A 25,825-nucleotide genomic window follows, 5' to 3' on the forward strand; every position below is an offset into this window, starting at 1 on the left:
CGCAGAGCACGGGGCCGCGCAGCGGCGGCCCGCTAGTAGAGGAGAACGAACGTGGCCAGGCAGGTCCTTACCGTCGACCCGGACGCGGCGGACGGCTATCCGACGATCGGCGCCGCCCTCGCCGCAGCCGACAGCGGCGCCCTGATCAGCATCGCCCGCGGCCGCTACGAGGAGACCCTCGTGCTGCGCAACGTGGTCACCCTGGTGGCGCGCGACGGCCGCGGCAGCGTGGAGCTGCTCGCCGACTCGCGCAGCGCCGTGGCCTCGGCGGCCGAGGCGGTGAAGCTCTCGGGGCTGGTCCTCAGCGGCCGTTCGACCGACCACCCCACCGTGGACATCGCCGCCGGCCAGGTGGAGATGGCCGACTGCGAGGTGAGCGCGGAGGCGTGGGCGGCGGTCTCGGTGCGGGGCTCGGGCGCGCTGGCGATGCGGGAGAGCCGGGTGACCTGCTCGGGCGGCGCCGGCGTGGTCATCACCGCGGCGGAACCCAGCGCGGTGGAGGACTGCGTCATCGAGGAGGTGAACACCAGCGCCCTGGTCATCGGTGAGCGCGGGCGCCCCTCGGTGCGCTCCTGCGTGCTGCGCGACACCGGCGGCAACGGCCTGTTCGCCAGCGGCCAGGCCGCCGGAACCGTCGAGGACTGCGAGATCTCCCGCACCGCCAAGCCCGCTATCGCGCTGGAGGAGGACGCCTCGACCAGCGTGCGCGGCACACGCGTGCACGGCGTGTCGGGCGACGGCCTGATGATCTCCAGTCGTGCCCGGCCGGTGATCGAGGACTGCGTCATCGAGGACACCGGCGACCGGGGTGTCGGCGTGCACAGCGGCGCCGACCCGCAGCTCTCGCGTGTCGCGGTGAACCGGGCGGGCGGTGTCGGCATCCACCTGTGGGGCAAGGCGCGGGGCCTGTTCGCCGACTGCGACGTGGCGGAGTCCGCCGGGGACGGAGTGCGGGCCGAGGACCGGGCGGCGACGTCGTTCATCGGCCTGACCGTGCGCGGCGGCACCGGCATCAGCCTGAGCGGCGGCAGCACCGTCGAGTTCGACCGGGGCATCGTCACCGGCACGTCGGGACCGGGCTTCGTGATCGAGGACTGCGCCCCGTTCCTGCGCGGGGTGGCGATCACCGAGACGCGGGGGCAGGGCGTCTTCTTCCGCAAGGAGGGCCACGGCCGCTTGGAGGACGCCACACTGGAGCGGACCGGCAAGGCCGCCATCGCCGTCAGCGAGGGGTCCCGGCCGCTGCTGAGCGGTGTGCAGATCAACGACAGCGCCGACAACGGCGTCAGCGTCGGCGCGAAGGCGAAGGCGGACCTGCGCGACTGCGACATCACCGGCTGTGCGGGCGAGGGCATCGCCGTGCACAACCGCGGCGAGGTGTCGGTGCTGCGCTCGCGGGTCTACAACGGGCGGCGCAACGGGGTGCTGGTGGCCGCGGGGGCGACGGCCTCGCTGCGCCGCTGCGAGATCTTCGCAAACAGCAGCGACGGTGTGCTGGTGCACTCCGCTGAGGACGTCGTGCTGGAGGACTGCTCGGTGCGCGAGAACGCCCGCTCGGGGCTGCGCCAGACCGTGACCAGCGACCGGGTCCGCGCCGAGGACCTGCTCAGCCGCGACAACGGCGCGCCCGACGCCTACGGGGAGGGCGCGGACACGTCGATGCCGGTGCCCTCGCCCGCACCCGGCCCGGACCAGGGCGACGGCGAGCAGGTCGGCGACGACGGCGAGGCGCAGGGACCGCTGGCCGATCTGGAGGCCCTGGTCGGGCTGGCCAACGTCAAGCACGAGGTCAAGACGCTGATCACGCGCACTCAGATGAACCGGCGCCGGGCGGAGATGGGGCTGCCGACACCGACGACGGGCAGGCACCTGGTATTCGGCGGCCCGCCCGGTACCGGCAAGACGACCGTGGCGCGGCTCTACGGCCAAATCCTCGCCGAGCTGGACGTGCTGCGCTACGGCCACGTGGTCGAGGTGGCGCGCGCGGACCTGGTCTCGCAGTACGTCGGCGGGACCGCGATCAAGACGACCGAGGTGTTCGAGCGCGCCAAGGGCGGGGTGCTGTTCGTCGACGAGGCCTACACGCTCTCCGAGGGCAGCGAAGGCGGCAGCGGGCCCGACTTCGGCCGCGAGGCCATCGACACCCTGGTCAAGCTGATGGAGGACCACCGCGACGACGCGGTGGTCATCGTGGCCGGATACACCGACAACATGCAGCGGTTCCTGTCCGCCAACCCCGGGCTGGCCTCGCGCTTCAGCAGGACCATCGAGTTCCCCAACTACGAGGTCGGCGAGCTGGTCCAGATCATGCGCAACATGTGCGAGGCCAACCACTACACCATGGACGACAGCACCGTGCAGGCGCTGGCCGAGTACTTCGAGCGGGTGCCGAAGGGGCCGGCCTTCGGCAACGGGCGCGATGCGCGCAAGCTGTTCGAGGGGATGGTCGACCGGCAGGCCTACCGGCTGGGCGGTGAGGCGCCGGACAACCCGGCGGAGCTGGCACGGCTGGTGCCCGAGGACCTCGGGCCAGAGGTGCTGGAGAGCGCGTCGGCGGGCGCGGCCTCAGAGGACGACTTGGCGAGCCTGAGGGCGGAGCTGGACGGGATGATCGGGCTCCATGAGGTCAAGGACACGGTCAACGACCTGACCAACCTCGTCGTCATGGCCCGGCGGCGGTCGGACATGGGACTGCCGGTGGCGCCGATGAGCCACCACCTCGTCTTCGCCGGGCCGCCCGGCACCGGCAAGACGACGATCGCACGGCTCTACGGGCGGCTGCTGCACACGCTGGGCGTGCTACCGGGCGGTCACGTCGTCGAGACCGCCCGCTCCGACCTGGTCGGCCGCTACGTGGGCCACACCGCGCAGATGACGGCGGAGGTCTTCGAGCGCGCCAAGGGCGGGGTGCTGTTCGTCGACGAGGCCTACACTCTGGCGCCCAAGGCCGGCGGCGGCAACGACTTCGGCCAGGAGGCCATCGACACGCTGGTCAAGCTGATGGAGGACCACCGCGACGAGGTCGTGGTCATCGTCGCGGGCTACACCGACGAGATGCAGCGGTTCCTCGACTCCAACCCCGGGTTGGCGTCGCGGTTCAACCACCGGGTGGAGTTCGCGTCCTACAGCGACGACGAGCTGGTGACCATCGTCGAGCACATCGCGCGCGGGTCGGGCTACGAGTGCACCGAGCCGACGCTGGAGGCGCTGCGCGCGCACTTCTCCCAGGTGCCGCGCGACTCCTCGTTCGGCAACGGGCGCTACGCCCGCCAGGTGCTGGAGCGCATGGTCACCCGGCAGGCGGGCCGCCTGGTGCACGCCGAGAACGCGGGCCGCGACGACTTCAACACGCTGCTGCCCGAGGACATCCCGGCGCTCTGAGCGCGGTCTGCGGCACGACGGAAGCCGCGGCGGTCACCGGTGACCGCCGCGGCTTCCGTCGTTTCGGGCGGGAGCCACGACCACCGGTTCGCCGAGTCCGGCGTGGCCGGTATCGGACGTCGCCACACCCCCGGACCTGTGCTCATTTGAGCGAAACCGATTGACTGTCGAGGGCAAACGGACATAATCAAAGAGGGCAACAATCAAACGGATCGGCAAATGCGGGCTCACACACATTGCGCCGGGTGCAGCGCCCCGGATCCAGCGCGCTTCCGACTGATCGCCGGCCCGTCCGTCCCCGATGCGGTCGCTGCGGATTCCGCGGCCCCGGCGGCCGCCACCGGGCGCCGCCCGCGGTTCGCCGCCGCGGCGGCCCCGACCGCCACCGCCGTTGAAGCACGGAGCAGGCCCGCATGATCCTGACCTGTACGCCCAACCCCAGCGTCGACCACACGCTCGAAGTGCCCGAGCTGCGCCTCGGCGGCATCCTGCGCATCAGGTCGCCTACCACAGAGGCGGGCGGCAAGGGGGTCAACGTCTCCCGCGCGCTGCGCGCGATGGGGCATGCGACCACCGCCGTGCTGCCGGTCGGCGGCGCGACGGGTGCCGAGCTCACCTCCCTGCTGGGCGACCTGCACCACGTCGCGGTGCCGATCGCCGGCACCACGCGCAAGAACTTCACGCTGGCCGAGGGCGACGGCACCACGACCAAGCTCAACAGCTCCGGCCCCGAACTGGCGCCGGAGGAGATCGACGGCCTGCTGGAGACGGTCGAGGCCGAGCTGGCGCGCGGCCCGGAGTGGCTCGTGGCCAGCGGAAGCCTGCCCATCGGTGCGCCGGTCGACTTCTACGCGCGCCTGGCCAAGCTGGCCGGCTCCCGCGGCGTGCCGCTCGCGCTGGACACCTCGGGCGAACCGCTGGAGGCCGCTGTCGCGGCGGGCGGCAACGCACTGCTCAAGCCCAACCGCGAGGAGCTGAGCGCGCTCGCGGGCCGGGATATGGAGACCGTCGGCGACGTCGCCCGCGCAGCAGGCACGGCCGTGGCCCGGGGCAACCGCGCGGTCCTGGTCACCCTGGGGCCGCACGGAGCCGTGCTCGCCGAGGCCGACGGCACCTGGTGGGGCCAGGGCCCGTCGGTCGTGCCGCGCAGCACCGTGGGCGCGGGCGACTGCGCGCTGGCGGGCTACCTCTCGGCCGACGGCTCGCCGGAGGGGCGCCTGCGCCGCGCCGTGGCCTGGGGCGCGGCGGCCGTCGCACTCCCCGGAACCACGGTGCCCGGCCCCGAGGACCTCCGTGCCGAGTCGGTGCGGGTGGTGGCCGACCCGCCCGCGTCCTGGCGCCTGGACGACCTGTAGCGACGCCGCGGGACGCGTCAGGCCGGCGTCCTCCCGGCGCGCCGGGCAGGGCACGTCGGCCGCCGGGGGCCGCGGCCCCCGGGGCGTTGCCACGGGCGCTCGGCCCGCGCCGACGCCGGTGCGGGCCGCCGACGGCGCCGTTCTGTCGCAACCCCCTGCCATGATCATTCCGTCATCGGGCAGTGGCCGCGACCGGGAGGAGGCCGAGCAGTGGACGCCGAGCAGGAACGCGGTCCCGCCGCCGCGCACCCCTTCCATCGCGCCGGGCCTGTCGCCCCCGCCCCGAACCGCGGACGGTGAGGGCGACGGTGGCTGCAGCGGCGGCGGAGGGCGCTCGGGCCGGTGCGGTGCCGCGGCCGCGGCACCGGCTAGAACTCGGGCATCACGAGTTCCTGGCCGGGCTCGATCTCGGACTCGCTGAGGCCGTTCGCCTTCACGATCTCGTGCACGGTGCTGCGCGGATCGTCGCCGGGACGCACACGTTCGGCGATCGACCACAGGGTGTCACCGTCGCGGACGACCACGGTGGGAGGCGCCTCCTCGTGCAGCGCCGACTCCGCGGGCGCCGGGCCCGTGGCGGAGGCTCCGGCGGTGCCCACGGCCAGCAGCAGGCCGGCCAGAAGGGCGGTCGCCAGCGCCGAGACCGCCGCGCCCACCACGACGCGCCCTCGGCGCGTGAGGCGCTCGTTCCACAGTTTGGCTGCGGCGCCGAGCACCGGAGCGGGGCGCGGTGCCGGGACGGCGGCCGGGCGCAGAGCCCGCGCCGGGGCCGGTGCCGCCTGCCGCGGACGCCGGGCCGCCCTCGGCGGGGCCGCCGCGGCGGCGCTCCACTCGGGCAGCTGCCGCGCCCAGTCGAACAGCGCGCCGTCGTGCGCTCCCGGGAACGGGTCGGCGCCGGAAGCGCCTTCGCGTTCGGCCTCCTCGGCCGGCGGCGCCTGCGGCGGGACCACGGACAGCCGCGCGCGCCGCGGCAGCCGGACGGCGGGCCCGCCGTCATCGGGTCGTGGGATGTCGGGCCAGGTCAAGGGGGATTCGAACGCAGTGGCGGATTGAGACGCTGACATAGTCATGGCCGCACAGTCCTCACCTTCGTACGCCAGTTCGTTAGAACTAACGTTCGATTCCTACCGCATTCGAGCGAATTTTTCAGCACCATCTCGAACGTTTGTTTGATATTGCCGTGTGCACGCAGTAACGTTGGACATGTTTCGCTGCGGTATCGGCGACGCCACGTTCAGTGGCTGAACACGCGCTACCGCTGCCGAACACTGATCGACCGGCTGGTCCCTCGAGTCGGGGGATCCGCCTGACGCCCGCCGATAGCCGCACCCAGAACAACCGACCGCCGAGGAGGCCGGCCGTGCCGGAGGAGAACCACGGAACCCAGGAACCTCACACGGGCGGGGGGTCCGTCACCGCGCTCCGGTCCGCTGCCGCTCCACCCGCCGATTCTCAGGACTCCGCTGACAGCGCCGAGGGGGCGCCGCAGCTCACCGCACGCCAGCAGAGCGTGCTGAACTGCATCCACCGCTATGTGCGGCAGCGCGGATATCCACCGTCCATCCGGGAGATCGGCGACGCGGTGGGGCTATCGAGCCCGTCCAGTGTGGCGCACCAACTGAAGGTCTTGCAACGCAAGGGCTACCTCTACCGCGACCAGAACCGCCCACGAGCGGTCGAAATCCGCATTCCGGGCCAGCCGCCGGTGCGCTCCTGGGACCAGCTGGAGGAGACCCCCGAGGCCGACGAGTCCCGCGCGACCGCGGTCCCGGTGGTCGGGCGCATCGCGGCGGGCGGCCCCATCCTGGCCGAGGAGTCCATCGAGGACGTCCTCACGCTGCCCAAGCAGCTCGTGGGCGAGGGCCGGCTGTTCATGCTCAACGTCGTCGGCGACTCGATGGTCGACGCCGCCATCACCGACGGTGACCTGGTCGTCGTCCGCCAGCAGCCCGAGGCCAACAGCGGCGACATCGTCGCGGCGATGCTCGACGACGAGGCCACGGTCAAGGCGTTCAAGCGCGACTCCGACCACGTGTGGCTACTGCCGCGCAACGACGAATACGAGCCCATCCTCGGCGACGACGCCACCATCCTGGGCAAGGTGGTGGCCGTGCTCCGGCGCGTGTGAGCCGCCGCCGCGTCGGCATAACGAGTTCGCCTCGCTTTGGCACGGGTTCGTGATCTTCGCTGTAGATCACGAACCCGTCGCCTTTTCGGAACCCAACGGTTATCCCTGACCCCGCCCGGCACCGGTTCCCGATCCCCCGCCCTACGCCGCGACGGCGGCTCCGCGCCAGGGACCAAAGGCCGAATCCTCGCGTGCCGCCCGCCGCTCAGGGCCGCCCGGCGCGCCGCACGCCGCCGATCCCCCGGCACACCCCGCACCCGCGGGCGCGGCGGGCACTACGGTAGGGACCATGCCCGTCCGCTCGCCCTTGCGCGCCGCCGCCGTCGCCGCGCTCCTGGCGGCCCTCCTGGCCACCGGCTGCAGCCCCGAAACCGACGACTCCGGGCCCGTCGAGCCGCCCGGCATCCGGCCGCAGCAGAGCGAGGTCACCTTCCGCAGCGGCCCCGACACCCTGCACGGCACCTTCGCCCTGCCACCCGGCGGCGGTGGCGACCTGCCCGCGGCGCTGATCGTCTCCGGCAGCGGCCCCACCGACCGCGACGGCAACAGCCCGGGGCGGCCCGACGCCGGCACGAACAAGAACTTCGCGCGCCTGCTGGCCGACATGGGGGTCGCCTCCCTGCGCTACGACAAGCTCGGCAGCGGCGAGACCGGCATGGCCTCGCGCGAGAAGGACGCCGCCGTCGGCTACGGCGTCTTCGCCCAGGAGGTCGCCGACGCCTACGCGCACCTGGCGTCGCGGCCCGAGGTCGACCCCTCGCGGCTCATCGTGCTGGGCCACAGCGAGGGCGCCCTGTTCGCGCTGCGCGCCCACGAGATCGTCGAGGAGCATCCGCCGCGCGCACTCGTCCTCGCCGCCCCGCCGGGCCGCCGCTACCTCGACGTCGTCGACCGGCAGATCACCGAGCAGGTCCGCAGGGCCGAGGCCGCCGGCTCCATGGACTACGCCGCGGCCGACCAGGCGCTCTCGGACGTGCGGACCGCCGTCGCCGGAATCCGCGACGGCGACGAACTGGAGGAGGCCGACCTCCCGCAGGGCTTCGGGGGCCTCTTCGCTCCCCGGTACCAGGACTTCCTGCGCCGCATCGACGCGATGGACCCCGTGCGCCTGGCGCGCGACCTGCCCGCCGGCACCGCAACGCTCGTCCTGTGGGGCACCGCCGACTCGCAGATCGCGCGCGGCGACGTCGACCGCCTGATGACCGGGCTGCCCGACGGCGAGCGGGCCGACATCCCCGGCGCCGACCACGTGTTCCGCAGGTACAGCGACGCGCCCGGGGCGGAGGCGCTCGACTCCCGGCGCCGCTTCTCCCCCGACGTGGCCCCCGCCCTGCGCACCTTCCTGGAGTCCGAGACCGGCCTCTAGCCGGGGTGTGTTCGATGATTGGCGGTTCAGCCGGAACACGGCGCCCGACCGGCACCGCGTACGCCCGGCAGTGGCGGGCGTGTGCGGCCACGGCCTCAGTAGTCGCCCTTTTCGATCTCGGCGGTGACGGCCCGGGCCAGGGACTCGGCGTTGGCCAGCGCCACGTCGGCGGGCATCGACTCACTGGCCTGGTAGTCGACCGCGGCGGTGTGGCAGGCCATCGTGTACAGGTTCGACAGCCGCACCGCGGTGCAGCCCCAGTCGAAGCCCTGCACCGACTCGCTCCAGCCCTTGGCCTCGTCGCCGAGCCCGGACAGCTTGTGCGGAGACGCCTTTCCCCGCGCAGCCGCCTCCAGCGCCGTAGACGCGGCCTCGGTCCCCGGCCTGCCGGTGCGGTCGGCGTAGCGGACGATCACCACGCGCGCGGCCGCGGGCACCTCGGAGGCGGTCTGCGGCGTCTCCCAGCGGCACTCGTAGCCTTCGCGGCGCTCCGGGTCGAAGTCGGCGATCCTGCGGCTGAGCTCGGTGTCGCGCGCGGGGACCAGGCCGTCGAGGACGCCGCCGGGCACCACCGAGCAGTCGGGCGCCGACTCGTACTCGCCGCCCGCCGCAGAGGTGAGCGAGACGATCGCCCACACGCCGGCGGCGGCGAGCACCAGCACGACGACCGCCAGTGTGGCCACGACCGCGGTGGCGCATCCGCGGCTCTGCGCCGGTGCCGAGGAGATGGGCTCGGGCGGGGCGGCGGCGCCGAACGGTGCGGGAGGGCCGGGCGGCGCGGGCGGCCCGTGGCGTTCCGGCGGGCCGGGCGGCCCGGGCACTCCGCCCGGCCCGTGCCCGGGACCGCCCGAAGGTGGCTGGGCCATGCATGCCTCCCTGCTGCCGTCCTCGTGGTGCTCGGCGCGCGCGGCGCAACCCGGCGGCACTGCGGCGCCCAGTCACGCTACTACCCGCGCGGGGGCGGACTCCCCCGCCCGCCCGGCAGGCGAAAACGCGCTCCCGCCGACGGCGGGCATGCGACCGGCAGCACATGCGGCCGCCCGCGGGACCGGACCCGGCGGGGCGTCCTACAAGGAGCCGGCCACCCGCTCTGCGGCGGTCACGGCGCCCTCGCGGGCGGCGGCGTAGTCCATGCCGCCGTCTCCGGCATCGCCGCCGTAGAAGACCTGGATGAGCATGTTGTCGCGGCGGAAGACGACCTCGGCGGAGGCGGCGTCGGCGGTACCCGGCCAGACCAGCGCGCCCTCGCCCAGCTCGGAGACCGGATCGGCGCCCTCCAGGTCGCCGATGGGCGCCAACTGCTCCAGCCGCCGGCCGGCGGCGCGGGCGCCGCTGACCTCGCCGGCCTTGTCGGTGAAGTGGGCGGTGAAGTCCAGATGGAGCGAGCGCGGCGGGGCGTCGTCGGCGCCCACCGAAGTCCACACGCAGGTGGAGCTGTCCGCGTTCTCCATGGGGCCCTGCCGGCTGGTCTCCAGCTCGGCGCCGGGCACCAGCTCGGTCACCGCCTCCTGGGGCACCGCCGAGCAGGCCGGCGCGGAGGCGTAGGTGTCGGCCTCGTCGGCCTGTTCGGCCGGCTCGCCGCGCCCCACCAGCAGTCCGGCGGTGACCGCGACGGCCACGACCAGGACGGTTCCGGCCCCCGCCGCGATCCACAGCCGCCGCGCAGAGCCGTGCCGCTCGCCGCGGCCCCGCTGGTCCGGCGCGCGCCCGTTCCCCGCCATCGGTCAGGCCACGACGACGTTGACGAGCTTGGGTGCCTTGACCACGACCCTGCGGACCTCCTTGCCGCCGATGAAGCCCTGCACCTTCTCGGAGGCGAGCGCGAGCCGCTCCAGCTCATCGGGTTCGATGTCGGGGGCGACCTCCAGCTTGTCACGGACCTTGCTGGAAACCTGGACGACACACGTGACCGACTCCTGTGTCAGCAGTTCGGGCACCGGGGTGCGCCAGTTGCCGACGGCGACGGGGCCGGTGTGGCCCAAGCGCTCCCAGCCCTCTTCGGCGGCGTAGGGCGCGAACAGCGACAGGGTGGTCGCGACGACCTCGGCGGCCTCCCGCACGGCGGGGTCCTTGGCGCCGGGGCCGGAGTCGATCGCCTTGCGGGCCGCGGTGACCAGCTCCATCAGCCGTGCGACCGCGACGTTGAACCGGTGGGCTTCGACGGCCGCGGTGATCCTGTCCAGCGCCTGGTGGGTGGCCTTGCGCAGCGCCGCGTCGCCCTGGGCGGGGTCGGCGCCCGGCGCGGAGGCCGCCCCGGCCTCGGCCATCACCTTGAAGGCCCGGTTCAAGAACTTCAGCGAAGCGGCCGGCGAGACGTCGGCCCAGTCGATGTCGTCCTCCGGCGGGCCGGAGAAGATCACGGTCAGCCGCACGGCGTCGACGCCGTACCTCTCGATCTCCTCGCCCAGGTCAACACCGTTGCCCAGGGACTTGGACATGGCCTTGCCCTGGTTGATGACCTGGCCCTGGTTCAGCAGGCGGCGGAAGGGCTCGGTGAAGGACACCATGCCCATGTCGTAGAGGACCTTGGTGAAGAAGCGGCTGTAGAGCAGGTGCAGGATGGCGTGCTCCACGCCGCCCACGTACTGGTCGATCGGCCCCCACTCGGCGACCTTGTCGACGTCGAACGGCGCGTCGTCGACCTGCGGGGAGCAGTAGCGCAGGTAGTACCACGACGAGTCGACGAAGGTGTCCATCGTGTCGGTGTCGCGCTGGGCTGCGCCGCCGCACGAGGGGCAGGCGGTCTCGACCCAGTCGGAGGCGGCCGCCAGCGGCGAGACGCCCTTGGGGGCCAGGTCGGCGCCCTTGAGGTTGTCGGGCAGGCGTACCGGAAGCTCGTCGTCGGGAACGGGGACCTCGCCGCAGGCGGGGCAGTGCACGATCGGGATGGGTGTGCCCCAGAACCGCTGCCGCGACAGCAGCCAGTCGCGCAGGCGGTAGTTGACCGCGGCGGAGCCGGTGCCGCGCTCGCCGAGGATCGCGGTGATGCGCTCGATCGCCTCGCCCTTGGACATCCCGTCCAGCGGGCCGGAGTTCATCAGCCGGCCTTCGCCCGCGGTGGCGACACCGGTCTCGGCGGGGTCGCCCTCGCCGGTCTCGACGACCTCGCGCACCGGCAGCCCGAATGTGAGCGCGAAGTCGAGGTCGCGCTGGTCGTGGGCGGGGACGGCCATGATGGCGCCGTGGCCGTAGTCGGCCAGGACGTAGTCGGCGGCCCATACGGGGATGCGCTCGCCGTTGACCGGGTTGACGGCGTAGCGGCCCAGGAAGACACCGGTCTTCTCGCGCTCGGTCGACTGGCGCTCGATGTCGGTCAGGCGCGAGACCTGGGCGCGGTAGGCCTCGAAGTCGGCCCGGTGCTCAGTCGCGCACAGCTCGTCGGCCAGTTCGGCGTCGGCGGCGACGACGAAGAAAGTGGCGCCGTAGAGGGTGTCGGGCCGGGTGGTGAAGACGGTGACGGGCTCGTCGCGGCCCTCGATGCGGAACTCCACGTCGGCTCCGGTGGAGCGCCCGATCCAGTTGCGCTGCATCAGCAGCACGCGCTCGGGCCACTTGCCTTCGAGCTGCTCCATGTCTTCGAGCAGGCGGTCGGCGTAGGAGGTGATGCGGAAGTACCACTGGTTCAGGCTGCGGCGCACGACCTCGGTGCCGCACCGCTCGCAGCGGCCCTGCACGACCTGCTCGTTGGCGAGCACGGTCTGGTCCTTGGGGCACCAGTTGACCAGGCCCTCGTTGCGGTAGGCCAGGCCGCGCTCGAAGAAGCGCAGGAACAGCCACTGGTTCCACCGGTAGTACTCGGGGTCGCTGGTGTGCAGCCGGCGCGACCAGTCCAGGGCGACGCCGTAGCGCTTGAAGGACTCCGCCTGGGTCTCGATGTTGGCGTAGGTCCACTCGGCCGGGTGGGTGCCGTTCTTGATGGCGGCGTTCTCGGCGGGCAGGCCGAAGGAGTCCCAGCCGATGGGGTGCAGAACGTTCTCGCCGAGCTGGAAGCGGTAGCGCGCGACCACGTCGCCGATGGCGAAGGCCTCGGCGTGGCCCATGTGCAGGTCGCCGGAGGGGTAGGGGAACATGTCGAGGACATAGGAGCGCGGGCGGTGGTCGGCCGGGTCCTCACTTGCCGTGAAGGGGTTCTCCTTGGCCCATCGCGCCTGCCACTTGTCCTGGAGTGCGCGGGCGTCGTAGGAGTCGCTCGCCACCTGGTCTCCGTCTACCGCTGTCATCGCTGGATCGTCCTCTAACCGGTCGCACTTGAGGGCACGGGGCGGCTGGGAGGTCGCGACCTCGTCGCCGCGCGCCCTCGGGGTCGGCTCCGCCGCGGCGGGCTGCCAGCCGGGCCTTTGCACCAAGGTTAGCGCGGTTCGCGGCGGCTCCCGGACGCGGCGGCGGCCGGCCGGGCCGCCGTGCGCGGACCCCGGACCGGCCGGACGGACGATATGCGCGGCGCGGCTACCGGCGGCGGGAGCGGCGCAGGCCCCGGCGGGTCCTGCCCTCGGCCGGCTCGTCGGCGGGGGCGCCCCCGCGTTCGCGGGCACCGGCCGCCCGGCGGTACTCCATCGCGGCGCGCTCGTGCTCCTCGGCGGCGAGGCGGCGCTGGCGGACGGGTTCGGGTTCCAGCTCGGCCTCCTCCTCGGGCGCCGGCCGGTGGATCTCGGCGTCGCGCTCCATCACGGGGCGGCCGGCGACCTCCTCGTCGAGCAGGTGGCGGGTCTCTCGGTCGATGTCGGTGGTGATGGGGGTGGTCTCGTGCCGCTCGCCCTCGATTATCGCGGCGGCCTCGTGGTCGATTCCGGTGTCCATGGCCCCGCGGTCGGCGTTCTCCTCGACCACCGTCTGCGGCGCGAACCGGCCCCGCTGCCACCGGGGGAAGCGGCGGCGCTGCGGATCGGCCAGGCCCGCGCGGAAGTAGGTGCGCGGCTGCCGGGTCCACTGAACCAGCCACCAGGTCGCGAAAACCGCGACCGCGAGGAACAGGATTCCCGTGCTCCATATCCACGCCGGCATGTCGGTCTCCTCGGGGTGTGTGTCCACTGTCCCTTCTCCGGTCCCACTGCCCGAGAAAGGGCCGCGGGAACGGCTTCGGGCGTTCGGATCGCCGCGGCGATGGGAGAATGGCACCCGGGCGGCCTCCCCGCTTCCGCCCCCTTCCCGCGGCCGTGCCTGCACAGCGACCGGCCGCGCCCCTCCCGCCGTCCCGCCTGCCGGTGCGCTCGCCGCGTACCGGACACACCCTCCTAGCCTGTGGAGATCCTCCGAAGATGACCGTGTTCGCCTCCCCCCGCCGCGCCCGCCGGATGCTGATCGCCGCCACGGCGGTACTCGGCCTGCTGATAGGCGCCGGGGCCTGCGCCCAGGGCGAGCCGGAGCCGGCGCCGAGCAGCTCCGCGCCGGTTCTGGGTACCGACAACGACCGCGTCCAGCTGATGGAGGGCGCCCCCGCCTCTGTCGAGGGCACCGCGAAGACCGGTCCGGTCGAGCTCCAGCTGAGCGGCTACCGCGACGGCTCGGAGCCGACCGTGGTCATCACCGCCCGCCCCGAGAACGGCGAGACCACCGAGCACACGCTGACGCTGGGCGAGCACCTGGAGGCGGGCGGCGCCTCCTGGCGGGTCTCCGAGATCGGCATCAGCGAGTCGGAGGCCCAACCCGCGAGCGTGACGCTGATGCGCGAGGCCGAGTGAGGCGGGCGGACACACGGACCCGTGCCGTCCCCTCCCAGGCGGAACCAAGTTACTCTGCGGTAGAAAGGTGACCGGACCCACCTAGCACTGCAGGAGGCGCGATGCTCAACCTCGCCGCACTACTCGAAGACGGCGCCCGAACGACCCCCGAACGCGACTGCCTGGTGTTCGGCGACCTGCGGATCGACTACGCCACGACCAACATGATCGCCAACCAGGTGGCCGAGATGCTCACCGCGCGCGGCATCGGGCGCGGCGACCGCGTCGCCCTGGCGAGCCCCAACACGCCCTACTTCCCGTTCGTCTACTTCGGCGCGCTCAAGGCCGGGGCGGTGGTGGTCCCGCTCAACGTGCTGCTGACCTCCCGCGAGATCGCCTTCCACCTGGAGGATTCGGGCGCGAAGGCGCTGTTCGCCTTCACCGGCACACCCGAACTCCCCCTCGGCGAGCGGGCGTTCGCCGCGTTCAACGACACCGCCTCCTGCGAGCTCTACATCGACCTGCCGGCGACGCCCGGTGCGGTGGAGTCCCAGATCGAGGGCGCCGAGACCATCTGGGCGGCGCTGGCCGGCACCGGCGGGACCTTCTCCACGGTGCAGACCGACGCCGACGAGACCGCCGTCGTCATCTACACCAGCGGCACCACCGGACGCCCCAAGGGCGCCCAGCTGAGCCACATGAACCTGATGTTCAACGCCGTCGCCTCCGACGCGCTGTTCGACAGGTCCGAGCACGACGTCTATCTGACGGTGCTGCCGCTGTTCCACATCTTCGGCCAGACGACGATGATGAACTGCGGCCTGTACCGGCACGCCACGCTGGTGCTGCAGGCCCGCTTCGACCCGGACGAGGCGCTGTCGCTGATGGAGCGCGAGGGGGTGACCGTGTTCGCCGGTGTGCCGACGATGTACTGGGGCCTGCTCGGCGCCAAGGGCGAGCACGACATGGCCGCCGTCGCGGCCAACCTCAGCACCGCGGTCTCCGGGGGCAGCGCGCTGCCGGGCGAGGTCGCGCGCAACGTGAAGGACCGCTTCGGCGTGGAGATCCTGGAGGGCTACGGGCTCTCGGAGACCTCGCCGGTGGTCTCCTTCAACAACCCCAAGGTCAAGGCGAAGACGGGGTCGATCGGCCGCCCGATCTGGGGTGTGGAGATGAAGCTGGTCGACAGCGAGTTCGAGGACGTCGAGGGCGAGGGCCCCGGCGAGATCGCGGTGCGCGGACACTGCGTGATGCAGGGGTACCACAACCGCCCCGACGCCGACGCGCAGGTCTTCAAGGACGGCTGGTTCCGCACCGGCGACATCGCGCGCCGCGACGACGAGGGGTTCTTCTTCATCGTCGACCGCTCCAAGGACATGATCATCCGCGGCGGCTACAACGTCTACCCGCGTGAGCTGGAAGAGGAGCTGATGACTCACCCCGAGGTCAGCCTGGCCGCGGTGGTGGGCGTCGAGCACGAGCGCCACGGCGAGGAGATCAAGGCGTTCGTGATCCGCGAGGAGGGATCGGCGCTGACCGAGGAGCAGCTCGTCGAGTGGTCCAAGGAGCGGCTGGCCGCCTACAAGTACCCGCGGCTGGTGGAGTTCCGCGACTCCCTGCCGATGACGGCGACCGGCAAGATCCTCAAGCGCGAACTGCGCTGAGCACCGCCTCCAGGGGCCGTGCGCGTGCGGTGGGGACGGGGGACGGGCGCCGCTCCCCCGCTGTGGCGGACCGCCCCCGCGGGTGCCGGCTCACAGCGGCCGCCACTGGGCGCCGCAGGCCGCGCAGCGGAACTCGACCGGCTTTCCGCAGGTCTTGCAGTGCGGACCGGGACTGTACTCGCCCCGGTGGTCGGCGTGGCGGTCGGCGAAGTAGCGCAGCTGCATGCAGGCGTTGCAGCGGAGCTGCACGGTGGTGGGGCTTCTGGGCCAGGGGGCCTCAGGCTCGATGGGGTGGTCCGTCGACTCGGCGTCTGACTCGGTGTCCATCTCGACCCTTCGCGCGGCGCGGTTGTGGTGTCATCAGCCGCCACCCTTGCGAACACGGGCCGGGCGGTCAAGGCGGGGGCGGGCGCTCCGCGAGCAGCCGCTCGACCCGCCCCGCCGCCTCGGCGAGGCGCTCGGCGGGCAGACTCCCCCGGTCGAGGGCGGCCAGGACCGCGTCGCGGGCGGCCGTAAACAGCGCCTCGTCGGCGACGTGCGCGGCCGCGGAGGCATCGACCGCACCCGCCGCGATCCCGGCCGCCTCCGCCGGGTTGCCCAGGCACAACAGGTCGGCGCCCGCCGCGAGCGCCGCCGCCGCGCCGCGCGCCACCCCCTCGATGCGCTCGACCGCGCCGGTGTGTGCCGACAGGCCGCGCATGTCCAGCGCGTCGGTCACCGCCACGCCCTCGAAGCCCAGTTCGTCCCGCAGCAGCTCGTAGCAGCGGGCGGAGACGCTGGCCGGCGCGGTGTCCAATGCGGGGACGGCGAGGTGGCCGGCCATCACCATGTCCGTCCCGGCCGCCACGGCCCCGGCGAAGGGGACCAGCTCGCGGCTGCGCAGGGTGTCGGCGTCGGCCGCCACCACCGGAAGGTCGAGGTGGGAGTCGGTGGCGGTGTCGCCGTGGCCGGGGAAGTGCTTGGCGGCGGCGGCGACCCCCGCGGCGTGCAGCCCGTCGACGAACGCGGCGGTGTGGGCCGCGACCCGCTGGGGGTCGGCGCCGAACGACCGGTCGCCGATCACCGGGTTGCGCGGGTCGGAGCCGAGGTCGGCGACCGGCGCCAGCGCCGCGCCGATCCCGGCTGCGGCCAGCTCGCGCCCCATCGCGGCGGCGGCCCGGCGGGTCCGCTCGGGCGAGCCGCGGCCCAGCTCGCCGTGGCCGGGGTGGGGCGAGGTTCCGGCGGCGTACAGCCGGCTCACGCGCCCGCCCTCCTCGTCGGAGGCGGTCAGCAGGTCGGGCCGCAGCCCGCGCAGTTCGGCGGAGAGCCGTGCGGGATCGTCGGCGAGGTTGTGCGCGAAGTAGAGGACGGCACCCACGCCGTCGTCGACGGCGCGCGCCAGCCACGGCGGTACCGCGGTGCCCGCGAACCCGGGCATGAGAACGGTGTGGGCCAGGCGGCGCAGGGCCGGATCGCCGGCCGCGCTCACTGCTTCACCGCGCCCTGGGTGAGCCCCGAGACGAGGCCGCGCTGCACGAGCAGGAAGAACGCCATCACCGGCAGGGTGATGACGGTCGAGGCGGCCATGACCTGACCCCAGTCGGTGGTGTACTGGCCGAAGAACTGCCGCAGGCCCACGGCCACCGTGTACTTCTCCGACTGGTTCATGAACGTCAGGGCGAGGATGAACTCGTTCCAGGCGGTGATGAAGGAGAAGACGGCGGTGGCCACCAGGCCGGGCGCCACCAGCGGGAACAGCACCGACCAGAACATCCGGGGCCACGAGCAGCCGTCGATGTAGGCGGCCTCCTCCACCTCGGCCGGGACGGCGGCGGCGAAACCGCGCAGCATCCACACCGCGAACGGCAGCGCCAGGGCGATGTAGACCACCGACAGCCCGATCAGCGAGTTGAGCATCCGCAGGTCGCGCACCTGCAGGAACAGCGGAATGACCAGCGCCTCCAGCGGCACCATCTGCACGGTCAGCACCAGCACCAGCACGGTGGTGCGCAGCCGGAAGCGGAACCGGGCGACCGCCACGGCGGCCAGCAGTGCCAGCAGGCTGCTGCCGGCCACCGTCAGCGCGGCGACCGCAAGCGAGTTGCCCAGGTAGCGCAGGAAGCCCGCCTCGGCCAGGACGAACCGGAAGTTCTCCAGGGTGACCGACGCGGGCAGCAGCGCCTCGGTGCCCGAGGCCGGGCGCGCCGAGAGCGCGCTGACGAGCATGAAGTAGGCGGGGAACAGGGTGAACGCCAGCACGCCTGCCACCGCCAGGACGCGCGCGAGGGTGCGCGCGTTCCGGCGCGCCCCCCGGCGCCCGCGGGGGGTCACCGCAGCTCCTCGTCGCGGAAGAGCGTGCGCAGGTAGACCACGGTGATCGCGAGCAGCATCAGCGTGAGCAGCACGGCGATCGCCGAGCCGAGCCCGTAGGACTGGTTGGCGAAGGAGCGCACGTAGGACCACACCCCCAGGTTGAGCACGTCGCGGTTGCCGCCCGAGCCGCCGGGCATCAAATAGACCTGCGCGAACACCTTGAAGTCCCAGATGGTGGAGAGGATGGTGACCACGGCGAACACCGGCCGGATCGTGGGCACGGTGACGTTGCGGAACCGCTGCCAGGCGCCCGCGCCGTCCAGCAGCGCGGACTCGTGCAGCTCGCGCGGGATGGTCATCAGCCCGGCGAGCACGGTCACCGCGACGAACGGGAAGCCGTGGTGGATGACGTTGAGCGCGGCGATGGCGTAGAAGGCCGTCCGATCGGCGAACCAGTTGTACCCCTCGGGCCCGAGCAGGCCCGCTGTCTGGAGCAGGCGGCGCACCAGCCCGTCGTCGACGTCGAAGATCCAGACCCACACGTAGGTCCCCGAGACCGCGGGCATGGCCCAGGCGACCATGATGCAGGCCAGGACCGCGGTGCGCGCGAACCTGCCGAGCGTGTTCAGCAGCAGCGCCACCAGGGTGCCGAAGGCGACGGTGCCGGCGACCGCCACGACCGCGAACACCGCCGTGTTGGGCAGCGCGACGGTCCACAGGTAGCGGTCGCCGAGCAGGCGGGCGTAGTTGTCCAGACCGATGAAGTCGCTGCGCCCGGACACGACGTTGTCGAGGCCGTAGTCCTGGACCGAAAGCCACACCACGCGCCCGATCGGGAACAGCAGCAGGAGCCCGATGACCGCCAGGCCGGGCGCGAGCAGCGCCCAGGGCAGGACGCGGCGGCGGGTGCGCGCGCCCACACGGGGGCGCCTGCCGCGGCGCCCGCCCCCGGTCGGCGCTCCCGCCCCCTTCGCCGCGGGCACGCCGGCCGGGGCACCGGGGTCGTCGGCCTGCCTGGTCGAGAGCGAGTCGGCCACCGCGTCAGGAGTCCTTGTTCAGGATCTGCTCGATCTCCTCGGCGGCGCGGGAGGTGGCCTCCTCCACCGTGGCCTCGTCGGTGAGGATCTCCTGGAGCATGGCCTCCAGCACCTTGTCGCCCTGCACCTTGCCGAAGTTCTCGGTGGCGGGCAGGCCGCGCCCGGCCTCGCTCATCTGTTCGGCGAAGGGCCGCACAAGCGGGTCGTCGGAGGAGGTGTAGGGCTCCAGCTGCTTCTTCTTGCCGGGGAAGTAGGTGGTGGCCTCCGCCCAGCGGTCGGCGTTGGCGTCGTCGGTGAGCAGCTCGATGTAGGACCAGGCCAGGTCCGGGTTGTCGGTCGTGTTGGAGATCGTGAGGTGCGAGCCGCCCAGGAAGGACGGGCTGTAGCCGCCGTCGGGGCCGGGGATCGGGAAGGCGCCGATCTTGCCCTTCAGGCCGGGATCGGCCTCCAGCATCGCGGCGGGCGTCCAGCTGCCGCCGATCATCATGGCGACGTCGCCGGAGATGAAGTTGTCCTGGAGGTCGGTCTCCATCCAGGTGGCGGCTCCGGTGCTGGAGAGCCCGTCCTCGGTCGCCAGGCCGGTGTAGAAGGAGAGCCCTTCGCGCGCCTCGGGCGAGTCGAGCCCGGAGGTCCAGCGCCCGTCGGAACGGGTCGCGATGTCGGCACCGCTTCCCCAGACGAAGGGCAGCGCCTGGTAGACGGCGTCGCCGGGCACCGGGAACGCGGTCATGCCGTCGCGCTCCTCGGCGACGGTGAGGGCGGCCTCGCGCATCGCCTTCCAGGTGGTGGGCTGCTCGATGCCGAGGTCCTCGAAGACGTCGGTCCGGTAGATGACCGAGCGCACGCCCGCGTACCAGGGCACGCCGTAGAGGCCGCCTTCGACGGTGCCCGCCTCGGTCAGGCCCGGCACGTAGGCGTCGGTGGAGCCGACGCGCTCGGAGACGTCCATCAGCGCGCCCGCTCCCGCGAACTCCGGGGTCCAGGTGGTGCCGACCTCGGCGACGTCGGGCAGGGTGTTGCCCGCGATGGCGGTGGTGAACTTGTCGTGGGCGTCGGCCCAGGGCACGAACTCCACGTTCACGCGGGCGCCGGTCTCGTCGCGGAAGTCCTCGGCCACCCTGTCGAAGTAGGCGGTGGCGTCGGGGTGGGTGCCCTCCATGATCCAGACGTCGAGGGTCTCGCCACCGGATCCGCCGCCGGATCCGCCGCCGCATGCGGTGGCGAGGAGGGCCAGGGCGGCGGCCGCCGCTGCGGCCTGCGGTCGTCGGGCGCGGGTGCGTGCCATCGGAGATCTCCCGTCCACTCGCGATCCCCCGGGGTGGTAAGGAACTTACGCAAAATCGCAGCCGGTGTGAAGTAATCGACACACAACGGCCCGGCAACTCGTGCGCGGTCCCGGCCGCCCTCGGGCGTCGGGTCGACACGCTACCGCCTCAGACCGTCACCGTCCGTTCGCCGAACCGTCTGCGCCACATGCCGTGTCCGGTGTTTCCGGCGGCCGCGGGAACGACGCTCGTCAGAAGGTGCAGGGCAGCGACTTGATTCCGTTGACGAAGCTGGACGCCAGCCGCTTCGGGCGCGCGGCGGCCCGGATGCCGGGCACCCGCCGGTGCAGCTCGCGGAACATCACGGTGACCTCGCGCCGCGCCAGGTGGGCGCCGAGGCAGAAATGAGGGCCGGGCCCGCCGAAGCCCAGGTGCGGGTTCGGCTTTCGGGTGATGTCGAAGGCGTCGGGGTCGTCGAAGACGGCCGCGTCGCGGTTGGCCGAGGCGTAGAAGAGCAGCGCCTTGTCGCCGGCGCTCAGGCGGTGCCCGTTCAGCTCGTAGTCGCGGGTGAGCGTGCGGCGCATCCACACGACCGGTGAGGCGTGGCGGACGATCTCCTCGACGGCGCCGGGCGCGTGGGCCTCGAAGTCCGACCACCACAGGCCGCGCTGCTCCGGGTGCTCGGTGATCAGGCGCAGGCCGTGGCTGATGGCGTTGCGGGTGGTCTCGTTGCCGGCCACGGCCAGCAGGGTGAAGAAGGAGCCCAACTCCTGGTCGGTCAGCGCCTCGCCGTCGACGTTGGCGTTGACCAGGGCCGAGGTGAGGTCGGAGGTCGGCTCGGCGCGCCGCTGCGCGGCCAGCTCCGCCAGCAGCCGCGACAGGCTCTCACCCGCCTCCAGCAGGCGCGCCATCGCGGTCCCGGGGTCGCTGCCGAGGTACTCGGGGTCGTTGCCGGCCAGCACCACGTTGGAGCTCTCCAGCACCTCCCGGTGGCGGTCCTCGGGAATGCCCATCATCTCGCAGATGACCACCAGCGGCAGGCGGGCGGCGACCTGGGACACGAAGTCGCACGGGCCGGTCGCGAGGAGGTCGTCGACGATGCGGGCGGCGTGGCGCTGCACGTCCTCCTGCAGCCGGGCGAGCATGCGCGGGGTGAACCCGCGGGAGACGATGCGCCGCAGGCGGGCGTGCCGAGGGTCGTCGAGGTTGATCATGGACCCGAAGTACTCGGCGAAGTCCGCGGGCATGTCCGGGATCGAGACGGCGCTGGGCTCGGAAGCGAAGGCGCCGGGCTCGCGACTGGCCTCGGCCACGTCGGCGTGGGTGACCAGCGCGTGATAGCCGGGGCCGGGCGGCAGCGGGCCCATGTCGGGCTCGGCGTAGAACTGCGGCGGGTGGCTACGCAGGCGGGCGAAGGCGGCGTGCCGGTCTTCCAGGGGCAGCTTCCAGAACTCGTTGTCCGACAGGTCGATGCCGGAGATGTCGGGCAGCGTGCCGGCGGAGGGCGACTGGGCCATGAGGGGTGGGCTCCTTGCGGCTGTTGCCGGAGACGTCCCCCACACTCTTTACACGAGTGGAAGCGGTGTCAAGTTCCGCCGGACCGGGCGGACTCGTCGACAAGCGGACCGCGTCCCGGCGAAGCGCTCAGCGCAGGCGAGCCCTCCACCGGCACCGGTGGAGGGCTCGTCGTGGTTCGGGGGTTGCGGAGGCTCCGCGCGCTAGAGGTCCTCGACGCCCGCGAGGAAGGCCTGCCACTCCTGCGCGGGGAACACCAGATGCCCTTGCTCCCGATGCTGCGTATCGCGAACGAGGGTCTGCGCACCCTCGGCAACCTCCACGCAGTTGTCCGCACCACCGCTGCTGTAGCTACTCTTGTGCCAGGCACTGACGCCGCTCACTTGAACTCCTCCTCGATTTTGCAAACCAGATCCCGTGACGCGCCCGGGGGGAGCGCTATTCCTCGAAGCTCAGCGAAGACCGACATGTAATCTTCGACTGCCCCTTGATCATCCGACGCGTTGCCGTACCTGCGCGACTCGGTGTAAACCACCGGCCCTCGCCCAGGGACCGTGAAGATGTGGAACGCACCATCCGTTCCGGGATGCAGGGTCGAGGTCATGGGCACTATTTGGAGGGACAGACGCGACGAGCGGGACACTTCAGCCAGGTGCTCCAGTTGCGCCTGCATGATGTCATACCCGCCCACGGGTCGGCGAAGAACGTACTCCTCAATCACCACTCGAACCATGGGTCCGTCTGGATCATCTAGGACCGCCTGCCGATCGGACCGGGCCGCGACGCGCTCGTTGAGCTCTGACCGAGTCAATTCCGGGTGCCCTTGACGAGTTATGGCGTGAGCGTAATCCTCCGTTTGGATCAGCCCGGGGACGCTGAGCGGTTGATAGATCCTGATCTCGGACGCCTCACGCTCGATCGAGACCACATCGAGGAACCAGGTGGCGAACCCCCTGCTCTGATCTTCAAGCTCGTGCCACCGTTTAACGAGTTCTCCACCAGCGGTAAGCACGTCATCGATCCTGCGAACCTGGTCCGCACTTGTACCTTTTGATCCGGTCTCGATCGAGCTGAGCTGCGACTGCGATATCCGGGCTGCTCGGGCAAGCTGCGTCTGACTCAGACCTGCGACATCGCGCCATTTCCGCACCACCTGTCCGAAGGAGCGGACGGCAGGGTTTTTAGGTTTGGCCATGAATTCAGTGTCTATCGCCGTTATACCGCTAGCAACCGCTTCCTATAAAAGAATTTCGCTCTTCAGCGGTATTCATAAACGAGTACTAGACGCGCGGTCATGCTGTTGGCCATAGAAAGACCCCCGCGACGCAGCACCGTCCGGGGGCGTGGTCCACAGCTGACAAGGAGCTGGTGAACGTTGTCGATCCTACTGGGCTTGATCGCCCCGATGGCCCTGCTCGCTCGACTCGTGCGTCCCGCACGCGGGCTGCACGCCGCTCCGCGGCGGATCGCCGGGACCTACGCCGACGCCCACCTGCCCATGCGGAGGGCTGCGGCATGATCCTCGCCCGCTTCAGCTCCGCCGGCCCCGCGGCGTCGATCCGCCTCTACGACGCGCTCGTCGTCGAGCGCGACCCCGGCGGCGACCCCCGCGAGGAGTTCACCGCGGGCCGACTCCGCCCGGGTCCGGGCGAGGCGGCACAACCGCCCAGGTTCGCGGCCGACTACACCACCGTCCGCGCGTGGCTGGTCCTGGAAGGGGTTCCCGAGCCGTGGGCCGACCGCGCCCTGTGGAGCCTCCGCGCCGGACACCTCCCCTTCGCCGAGACGGAGGTGCACCTGTGAGCGCAATCCCCCGATCCGGCGTCGTCGAGGCTCCCCGCAGTTGGCGCGACATCCCCGACTGCGGCGCGGTCTACGCGCGCTGCCCCTCCGGCGCGGTGGTGCGCATGGAGTGGCGGCCCGTCAAGACCGGCGGAACCGGCACCGGCGTTCTGCTCAGCATGCGGCGCGTCAGGCAGGACGACCTGAAGCTGACCGGCCGGTTCGTGTGGCACCTCGACCGGGCCGACGCCAAGACCCGGCTGCTCGGCTGGATCCGCGAGCGCTGGGATCCGTGCGTCTACCCGATCGGCTTCCCTTTCGAGGAGGGTTCATGAACTGCCCGGTCCCCCGGCCCTGCGTTCCGTCCCGGCGGCGGTCGGCCCGGGTCCGCCCCTACGTCCGGCGGCTCTTCCCGGCCGCCGCGGCCCCTGATCTCCCCGAAGGCCCGGAGGCCGCCTGCCGCGGCGTTGCGCACACGCCACGCCTCAGCGCACGTTCACTACCGCCCCCGGACCGTCCAACCACACCTCGCGGCCCGCAGCAGTGACGGTCAACCCGAACCGCTCCACGTCGGGGCGCCCCTGGTCGCGCCACCACCGGTAGGCCGCCTCGACCTCGTCCCACAGCCGGCGCGGACCGCTCTGGTGCACGCGGACCCCCGCGCCTTCGGCCGTGGCTGCGGCCCAGGAGCGGTCGCCCAACCCGTACAGCCACGCCGTGCCGTCGTGCACAGTATGGGTGCAGTCGTCCACGAACAGGCCGAGGAGCATGCCGGTGCCGCCGTAGCCGCCGTCGAAGACGTCGCCCAAGTCGGCTTCGGAGTGGGACACGGTGCCGGGCCGGTCCAGGACGTACTCCTCGTGGACCGGCCAGGCGAGCCGCTGGGAGCGGACCTTCATGAACTCCGCCGGACCGGTGAAGCGCCCGGCCGCGCAGGAGCCGTCGGCGGCGACCACCAGCCGGACGATCGCGTCCTGGGGACTGTAGTGCGTACCCCACGGCGCCACGATCACCCCGCCGGGGCGGCACTGAGCGAGCCACGCCATGGGCACGGTGCGGACCCCCGCGGTGGCGATGATGCGGTCGTAGAGTGCGCCCGGCCCGTGGCCGTCCAGCCCGTCGCCGACCACCACCGCGGGACGGTACCCCGCCTCGCTCAGGCGTCCGCGGGCCCGGTCGGCGAGCGCGGGATCGATTTCGACGGTGGTGACCGCCTGCGCCCCGAGGCGCTCGCAGAGCAGGGCCGCGTTCCACCCGGTCCCGGTGCCGACCTCCAGCACGCTCATGCCGGGGCGGGCGTCGAGGTCGCGCAGCATGGAGGCGACGATGCTGGGCGTGGAGGAGCTTGAGGTGTAGACGCCGGGGCCGGTGGAGGCGCCGTCATCGTGCTGAACGGTGATAGGCAGGTTCTCCTCGGCCCACCTCAGCCACGTCTCGGGCGTGGCGCGTCGGTCGACGGGCGCACTCGTCTCCCCGTCCCCGGTGAAGGGCCAGATGATGTCGGGGAGGAAGGCCGCGCGTGGCACGGCGCGGAAGGTGCCGCGCCACGCGGGGCTCATGCGGCCCGATTCGAGGAGCAGCTGCTCCAGCTCGGGAGTCACTTCTGGTGCCGCCCGGGAGGGGCGTCGCCGTCCGGGCTCGGCGGCGGAGGAGGCGGCGGGGGCTTCGGCGCGGGCTGCGGAGGTCCTTCGTGGCGTGCCATGGCGGCTCCCTTCGGCGTGGCCGGTCGCCGCCACGCTAACCCGGACATCACCCGCGGTCACCGGATGTGACCGGGAGTGGACACGCCCAGGTCCGGCGGCCCGGCGATCCCGTCGGGCTGTGCGGCGGGCGGACCACGGCGGGGGTCGCCGGCCGCGGCGCCGCCGCGGCCGGCGGACGCTCGAGCTAGTCCGCGCCCCCCGTGGCGATGCGCAGCGTCGAGATCAGCTCCGCGGGCTTGTAGACGGCCTGCCCGATGGCCGCCGAGAACGCGGCGAGCATGTGCAGGTAGATGGCGGGATCGCCGTTGGTGAAGCGTTCGGCCGCCTCCTCTTCGCCCACCGAGTAGGCCTCCCACACCGTGATCACGGCGAACTCGACCTCGGGAGGGAGCATGTCGGCGACGGTCGAGGCGACGGCCTCGCGCGAGTCGGCCGGCTTCCAGACCACGCCGGTCTCCTGCACGCGCCGGGAGAGGAAGGAGCCGAAGACCTTGAGCTCGGAAACGGTGGTGTCGGTGTCGTCGCCGATGTCGGCCAGGGTGCTGTCCAACAGGTCGCGGTCCTTGCGGACGTAGGCGTCGACCAGCGTGATAGCGAGCTGCTTCGTGCGGTCCGTGTCGTCTGTGCCAGGCATACTCCCATGATGCCCGCACCCGTGCCTTGGATGGGCATCAGCCCGG

General features: G+C 72.4%; 24 protein-coding genes. 9 read left to right on the forward strand and 15 right to left on the reverse strand.

Going from position 1 to position 25,825, the window contains the following annotated elements; genetic code table 11:
• Positions 1 to 51 precede the first annotated feature (51 nt).
• Positions 52 to 3,381 carry a right-handed parallel beta-helix repeat-containing protein gene (locus tag ABEA15_RS15350; RefSeq protein ID WP_345557155.1) on the forward strand — a complete coding sequence of 1,110 codons (3,330 nt, stop codon included), beginning with the start codon at positions 52 to 54 and terminating at the stop codon, positions 3,379 to 3,381.
• A gap of 413 nt (positions 3,382 to 3,794) precedes the next feature.
• Complete coding sequence (locus ABEA15_RS15355; protein ID WP_345557156.1) at positions 3,795 to 4,736, forward strand: 1-phosphofructokinase family hexose kinase; 942 nt, start codon at positions 3,795 to 3,797, stop codon at positions 4,734 to 4,736.
• A 368-nt stretch (positions 4,737 to 5,104) separates the two neighbouring features.
• On the opposite strand, the gene ABEA15_RS15360 is transcribed toward ABEA15_RS15355, so the two are convergent.
• Positions 5,105 to 5,761, reverse strand: coding sequence for a LysM peptidoglycan-binding domain-containing protein (locus ABEA15_RS15360; protein WP_345557157.1), 657 nt, complete (start codon positions 5,759 to 5,761; stop codon positions 5,105 to 5,107).
• 335 nt (positions 5,762 to 6,096) lie between these two features.
• Here ABEA15_RS15360 and lexA point away from each other — a divergent pair, with 335 nt between their 5' ends.
• Together lexA and ABEA15_RS15370 are read left to right on the forward strand one after the other, a co-directional pair.
• Complete coding sequence (gene lexA, locus ABEA15_RS15365; protein WP_345557158.1) at positions 6,097 to 6,864, forward strand: transcriptional repressor LexA; 768 nt, start codon at positions 6,097 to 6,099, stop codon at positions 6,862 to 6,864.
• Between the two features lie 289 nt (positions 6,865 to 7,153).
• Positions 7,154 to 8,230, forward strand: a complete 1,077-nt coding sequence (locus ABEA15_RS15370; RefSeq protein WP_345557159.1) for an alpha/beta hydrolase family protein — start codon at positions 7,154 to 7,156, stop codon at positions 8,228 to 8,230.
• 95 nt (positions 8,231 to 8,325) lie between these two features.
• On the opposite strand, the gene ABEA15_RS15375 is transcribed toward ABEA15_RS15370, so the two are convergent.
• The 4 genes from ABEA15_RS15375 to ABEA15_RS15390 all read right to left on the reverse strand — a co-directional run bounded on the left by ABEA15_RS15375 (position 8,326) and on the right by ABEA15_RS15390 (position 13,258).
• Positions 8,326 to 9,096 carry a hypothetical protein gene (locus tag ABEA15_RS15375; protein ID WP_345557160.1) on the reverse strand — a complete coding sequence of 257 codons (771 nt, stop codon included), beginning with the start codon at positions 9,094 to 9,096 and terminating at the stop codon, positions 8,326 to 8,328.
• 201 nt (positions 9,097 to 9,297) lie between these two features.
• Positions 9,298 to 9,951: a hypothetical protein gene (locus ABEA15_RS15380; protein WP_345557161.1), complete on the reverse strand. Its 654-nt coding sequence runs from the start codon at positions 9,949 to 9,951 to the stop codon at positions 9,298 to 9,300.
• 3 nt (positions 9,952 to 9,954) lie between these two features.
• Positions 9,955 to 12,450 (reverse strand): leucine--tRNA ligase, encoded by a 2,496-nt coding sequence (gene leuS, locus ABEA15_RS15385; RefSeq protein WP_345557162.1) that lies wholly within the window; start codon positions 12,448 to 12,450, stop codon positions 9,955 to 9,957.
• Positions 12,451 to 12,676: 226 nt separating this feature from the next.
• Positions 12,677 to 13,258: a hypothetical protein gene (locus ABEA15_RS15390; RefSeq protein ID WP_345557163.1), complete on the reverse strand. Its 582-nt coding sequence runs from the start codon at positions 13,256 to 13,258 to the stop codon at positions 12,677 to 12,679.
• Between the two features lie 227 nt (positions 13,259 to 13,485).
• Between ABEA15_RS15390 and ABEA15_RS15395 the strand changes: the two genes are divergently transcribed.
• Both ABEA15_RS15395 and ABEA15_RS15400 read left to right on the forward strand, forming a co-directional pair.
• Positions 13,486 to 13,908: a DUF6406 domain-containing protein gene (locus ABEA15_RS15395; protein WP_344146832.1), complete on the forward strand. Its 423-nt coding sequence runs from the start codon at positions 13,486 to 13,488 to the stop codon at positions 13,906 to 13,908.
• A gap of 101 nt (positions 13,909 to 14,009) precedes the next feature.
• Positions 14,010 to 15,551, forward strand: coding sequence for a long-chain-fatty-acid--CoA ligase (locus ABEA15_RS15400; RefSeq protein WP_344146829.1), 1,542 nt, complete (start codon positions 14,010 to 14,012; stop codon positions 15,549 to 15,551).
• A gap of 90 nt (positions 15,552 to 15,641) precedes the next feature.
• Here the strand turns inward: ABEA15_RS15400 and ABEA15_RS15405 are convergent, their stop codons facing one another.
• The 8 genes from ABEA15_RS15405 to ABEA15_RS15440 form a co-directional block, all read right to left on the reverse strand.
• The gene (locus ABEA15_RS15405; RefSeq protein WP_344146826.1) at positions 15,642 to 15,878 is read right to left on the reverse strand and encodes a hypothetical protein; all 237 of its coding nucleotides are present in this window, start codon (positions 15,876 to 15,878) and stop codon (positions 15,642 to 15,644) included.
• A gap of 67 nt (positions 15,879 to 15,945) precedes the next feature.
• Positions 15,946 to 17,019, reverse strand: a complete 1,074-nt coding sequence (locus ABEA15_RS15410; protein WP_345557164.1) for a glycoside hydrolase family 3 N-terminal domain-containing protein — start codon at positions 17,017 to 17,019, stop codon at positions 15,946 to 15,948.
• Positions 17,016 to 17,756: a carbohydrate ABC transporter permease gene (locus ABEA15_RS15415; protein WP_386699716.1), complete on the reverse strand. Its 741-nt coding sequence runs from the start codon at positions 17,754 to 17,756 to the stop codon at positions 17,016 to 17,018. The genes ABEA15_RS15410 and ABEA15_RS15415 overlap by 4 nt, the downstream gene beginning before the upstream one ends.
• 101 nt (positions 17,757 to 17,857) lie before the next feature.
• The gene (locus tag ABEA15_RS15420) at positions 17,858 to 18,826 is read right to left on the reverse strand and encodes a carbohydrate ABC transporter permease (protein ID WP_425579402.1); all 969 of its coding nucleotides are present in this window, start codon (positions 18,824 to 18,826) and stop codon (positions 17,858 to 17,860) included.
• Between the two features lie 58 nt (positions 18,827 to 18,884).
• Positions 18,885 to 20,165, reverse strand: a complete 1,281-nt coding sequence (locus ABEA15_RS15425; RefSeq protein ID WP_345557166.1) for a sugar ABC transporter substrate-binding protein — start codon at positions 20,163 to 20,165, stop codon at positions 18,885 to 18,887.
• 231 nt (positions 20,166 to 20,396) lie between these two features.
• Positions 20,397 to 21,662 carry a cytochrome P450 gene (locus ABEA15_RS15430; RefSeq protein ID WP_345557167.1) on the reverse strand — a complete coding sequence of 422 codons (1,266 nt, stop codon included), beginning with the start codon at positions 21,660 to 21,662 and terminating at the stop codon, positions 20,397 to 20,399.
• Positions 21,663 to 21,863: 201 nt separating this feature from the next.
• Positions 21,864 to 22,043: a DUF397 domain-containing protein gene (locus tag ABEA15_RS15435; protein ID WP_344146811.1), complete on the reverse strand. Its 180-nt coding sequence runs from the start codon at positions 22,041 to 22,043 to the stop codon at positions 21,864 to 21,866.
• Positions 22,040 to 22,855, reverse strand: coding sequence for a helix-turn-helix domain-containing protein (locus ABEA15_RS15440; RefSeq protein ID WP_345557168.1), 816 nt, complete (start codon positions 22,853 to 22,855; stop codon positions 22,040 to 22,042). The genes ABEA15_RS15435 and ABEA15_RS15440 overlap by 4 nt, the downstream gene beginning before the upstream one ends.
• Positions 22,856 to 23,035: 180 nt before the next feature.
• Here ABEA15_RS15440 and ABEA15_RS15445 point away from each other — a divergent pair, with 180 nt between their 5' ends.
• The 3 genes from ABEA15_RS15445 to ABEA15_RS15455 are packed head-to-tail and all read left to right on the forward strand — an operon-like array spanning position 23,036 to position 23,777.
• Entirely contained in the window at positions 23,036 to 23,179 is a 144-nt protein-coding gene (locus ABEA15_RS15445; RefSeq protein WP_345557169.1) for a hypothetical protein, read from the forward strand.
• The gene (locus tag ABEA15_RS15450; protein WP_345557170.1) at positions 23,176 to 23,463 is read left to right on the forward strand and encodes a hypothetical protein; all 288 of its coding nucleotides are present in this window, start codon (positions 23,176 to 23,178) and stop codon (positions 23,461 to 23,463) included. Before ABEA15_RS15445 ends, ABEA15_RS15450 begins: the two co-directional genes overlap by 4 nt.
• Positions 23,460 to 23,777 carry a hypothetical protein gene (locus ABEA15_RS15455; protein WP_345557171.1) on the forward strand — a complete coding sequence of 106 codons (318 nt, stop codon included), beginning with the start codon at positions 23,460 to 23,462 and terminating at the stop codon, positions 23,775 to 23,777. The genes ABEA15_RS15450 and ABEA15_RS15455 overlap by 4 nt, the downstream gene beginning before the upstream one ends.
• 150 nt (positions 23,778 to 23,927) lie before the next feature.
• On the opposite strand, the gene ABEA15_RS15460 is transcribed toward ABEA15_RS15455, so the two are convergent.
• Both ABEA15_RS15460 and ABEA15_RS15465 read right to left on the reverse strand, forming a co-directional pair.
• Entirely contained in the window at positions 23,928 to 25,001 is a 1,074-nt protein-coding gene (locus tag ABEA15_RS15460; RefSeq protein WP_345557172.1) for a methyltransferase domain-containing protein, read from the reverse strand.
• Positions 25,002 to 25,329: 328 nt separating this feature from the next.
• A complete protein-coding gene (locus tag ABEA15_RS15465) occupies positions 25,330 to 25,779 on the reverse strand; it encodes a hypothetical protein (RefSeq protein ID WP_344146808.1) in 450 nt (149 codons plus the stop codon).
• Positions 25,780 to 25,825: the final 46 nt, after the last annotated feature.

This window comes from Streptomonospora halophila (assembly GCF_039542725.1).
In the GTDB taxonomy this organism is placed as follows: domain Bacteria; phylum Actinomycetota; class Actinomycetes; order Streptosporangiales; family Streptosporangiaceae; genus Streptomonospora; species Streptomonospora halophila.

Bases quoted from the DNA above. Each gene is read 5' to 3' on its own strand.
- ABEA15_RS15425 (WP_345557166.1), bottom strand. From the start codon at position 20,165: ATGGCACGCACCCGCGCCCGACGACCGCAGGCCGCAGCGGCGGCCGCC.
- ABEA15_RS15430 (WP_345557167.1), bottom strand. From the start codon at position 21,662: ATGGCCCAGTCGCCCTCCGCCGGCACGCTGCCCGACATCTCCGGCATC.
- ABEA15_RS15450 (WP_345557170.1), top strand. From the start codon at position 23,176: ATGATCCTCGCCCGCTTCAGCTCCGCCGGCCCCGCGGCGTCGATCCGC.
- ABEA15_RS15400 (WP_344146829.1), top strand. From the start codon at position 14,010: ATGCTCAACCTCGCCGCACTACTCGAAGACGGCGCCCGAACGACCCCC.
- leuS (WP_345557162.1), bottom strand. From the start codon at position 12,450: ATGACAGCGGTAGACGGAGACCAGGTGGCGAGCGACTCCTACGACGCC.
- ABEA15_RS15415 (WP_386699716.1), bottom strand. From the start codon at position 17,756: ATGCTCGTCAGCGCGCTCTCGGCGCGCCCGGCCTCGGGCACCGAGGCG.
- ABEA15_RS15370 (WP_345557159.1), top strand. From the start codon at position 7,154: ATGCCCGTCCGCTCGCCCTTGCGCGCCGCCGCCGTCGCCGCGCTCCTG.
- ABEA15_RS15465 (WP_344146808.1), bottom strand. From the start codon at position 25,779: ATGCCTGGCACAGACGACACGGACCGCACGAAGCAGCTCGCTATCACG.
- ABEA15_RS15405 (WP_344146826.1), bottom strand. From the start codon at position 15,878: ATGGACACCGAGTCAGACGCCGAGTCGACGGACCACCCCATCGAGCCT.
- ABEA15_RS15380 (WP_345557161.1), bottom strand. From the start codon at position 9,951: ATGGCGGGGAACGGGCGCGCGCCGGACCAGCGGGGCCGCGGCGAGCGG.
- ABEA15_RS15395 (WP_344146832.1), top strand. From the start codon at position 13,486: ATGACCGTGTTCGCCTCCCCCCGCCGCGCCCGCCGGATGCTGATCGCC.
- ABEA15_RS15440 (WP_345557168.1), bottom strand. From the start codon at position 22,855: ATGGCCAAACCTAAAAACCCTGCCGTCCGCTCCTTCGGACAGGTGGTG.
- ABEA15_RS15355 (WP_345557156.1), top strand. From the start codon at position 3,795: ATGATCCTGACCTGTACGCCCAACCCCAGCGTCGACCACACGCTCGAA.
- ABEA15_RS15460 (WP_345557172.1), bottom strand. From the start codon at position 25,001: ATGAGCCCCGCGTGGCGCGGCACCTTCCGCGCCGTGCCACGCGCGGCC.
- ABEA15_RS15375 (WP_345557160.1), bottom strand. From the start codon at position 9,096: ATGGCCCAGCCACCTTCGGGCGGTCCCGGGCACGGGCCGGGCGGAGTG.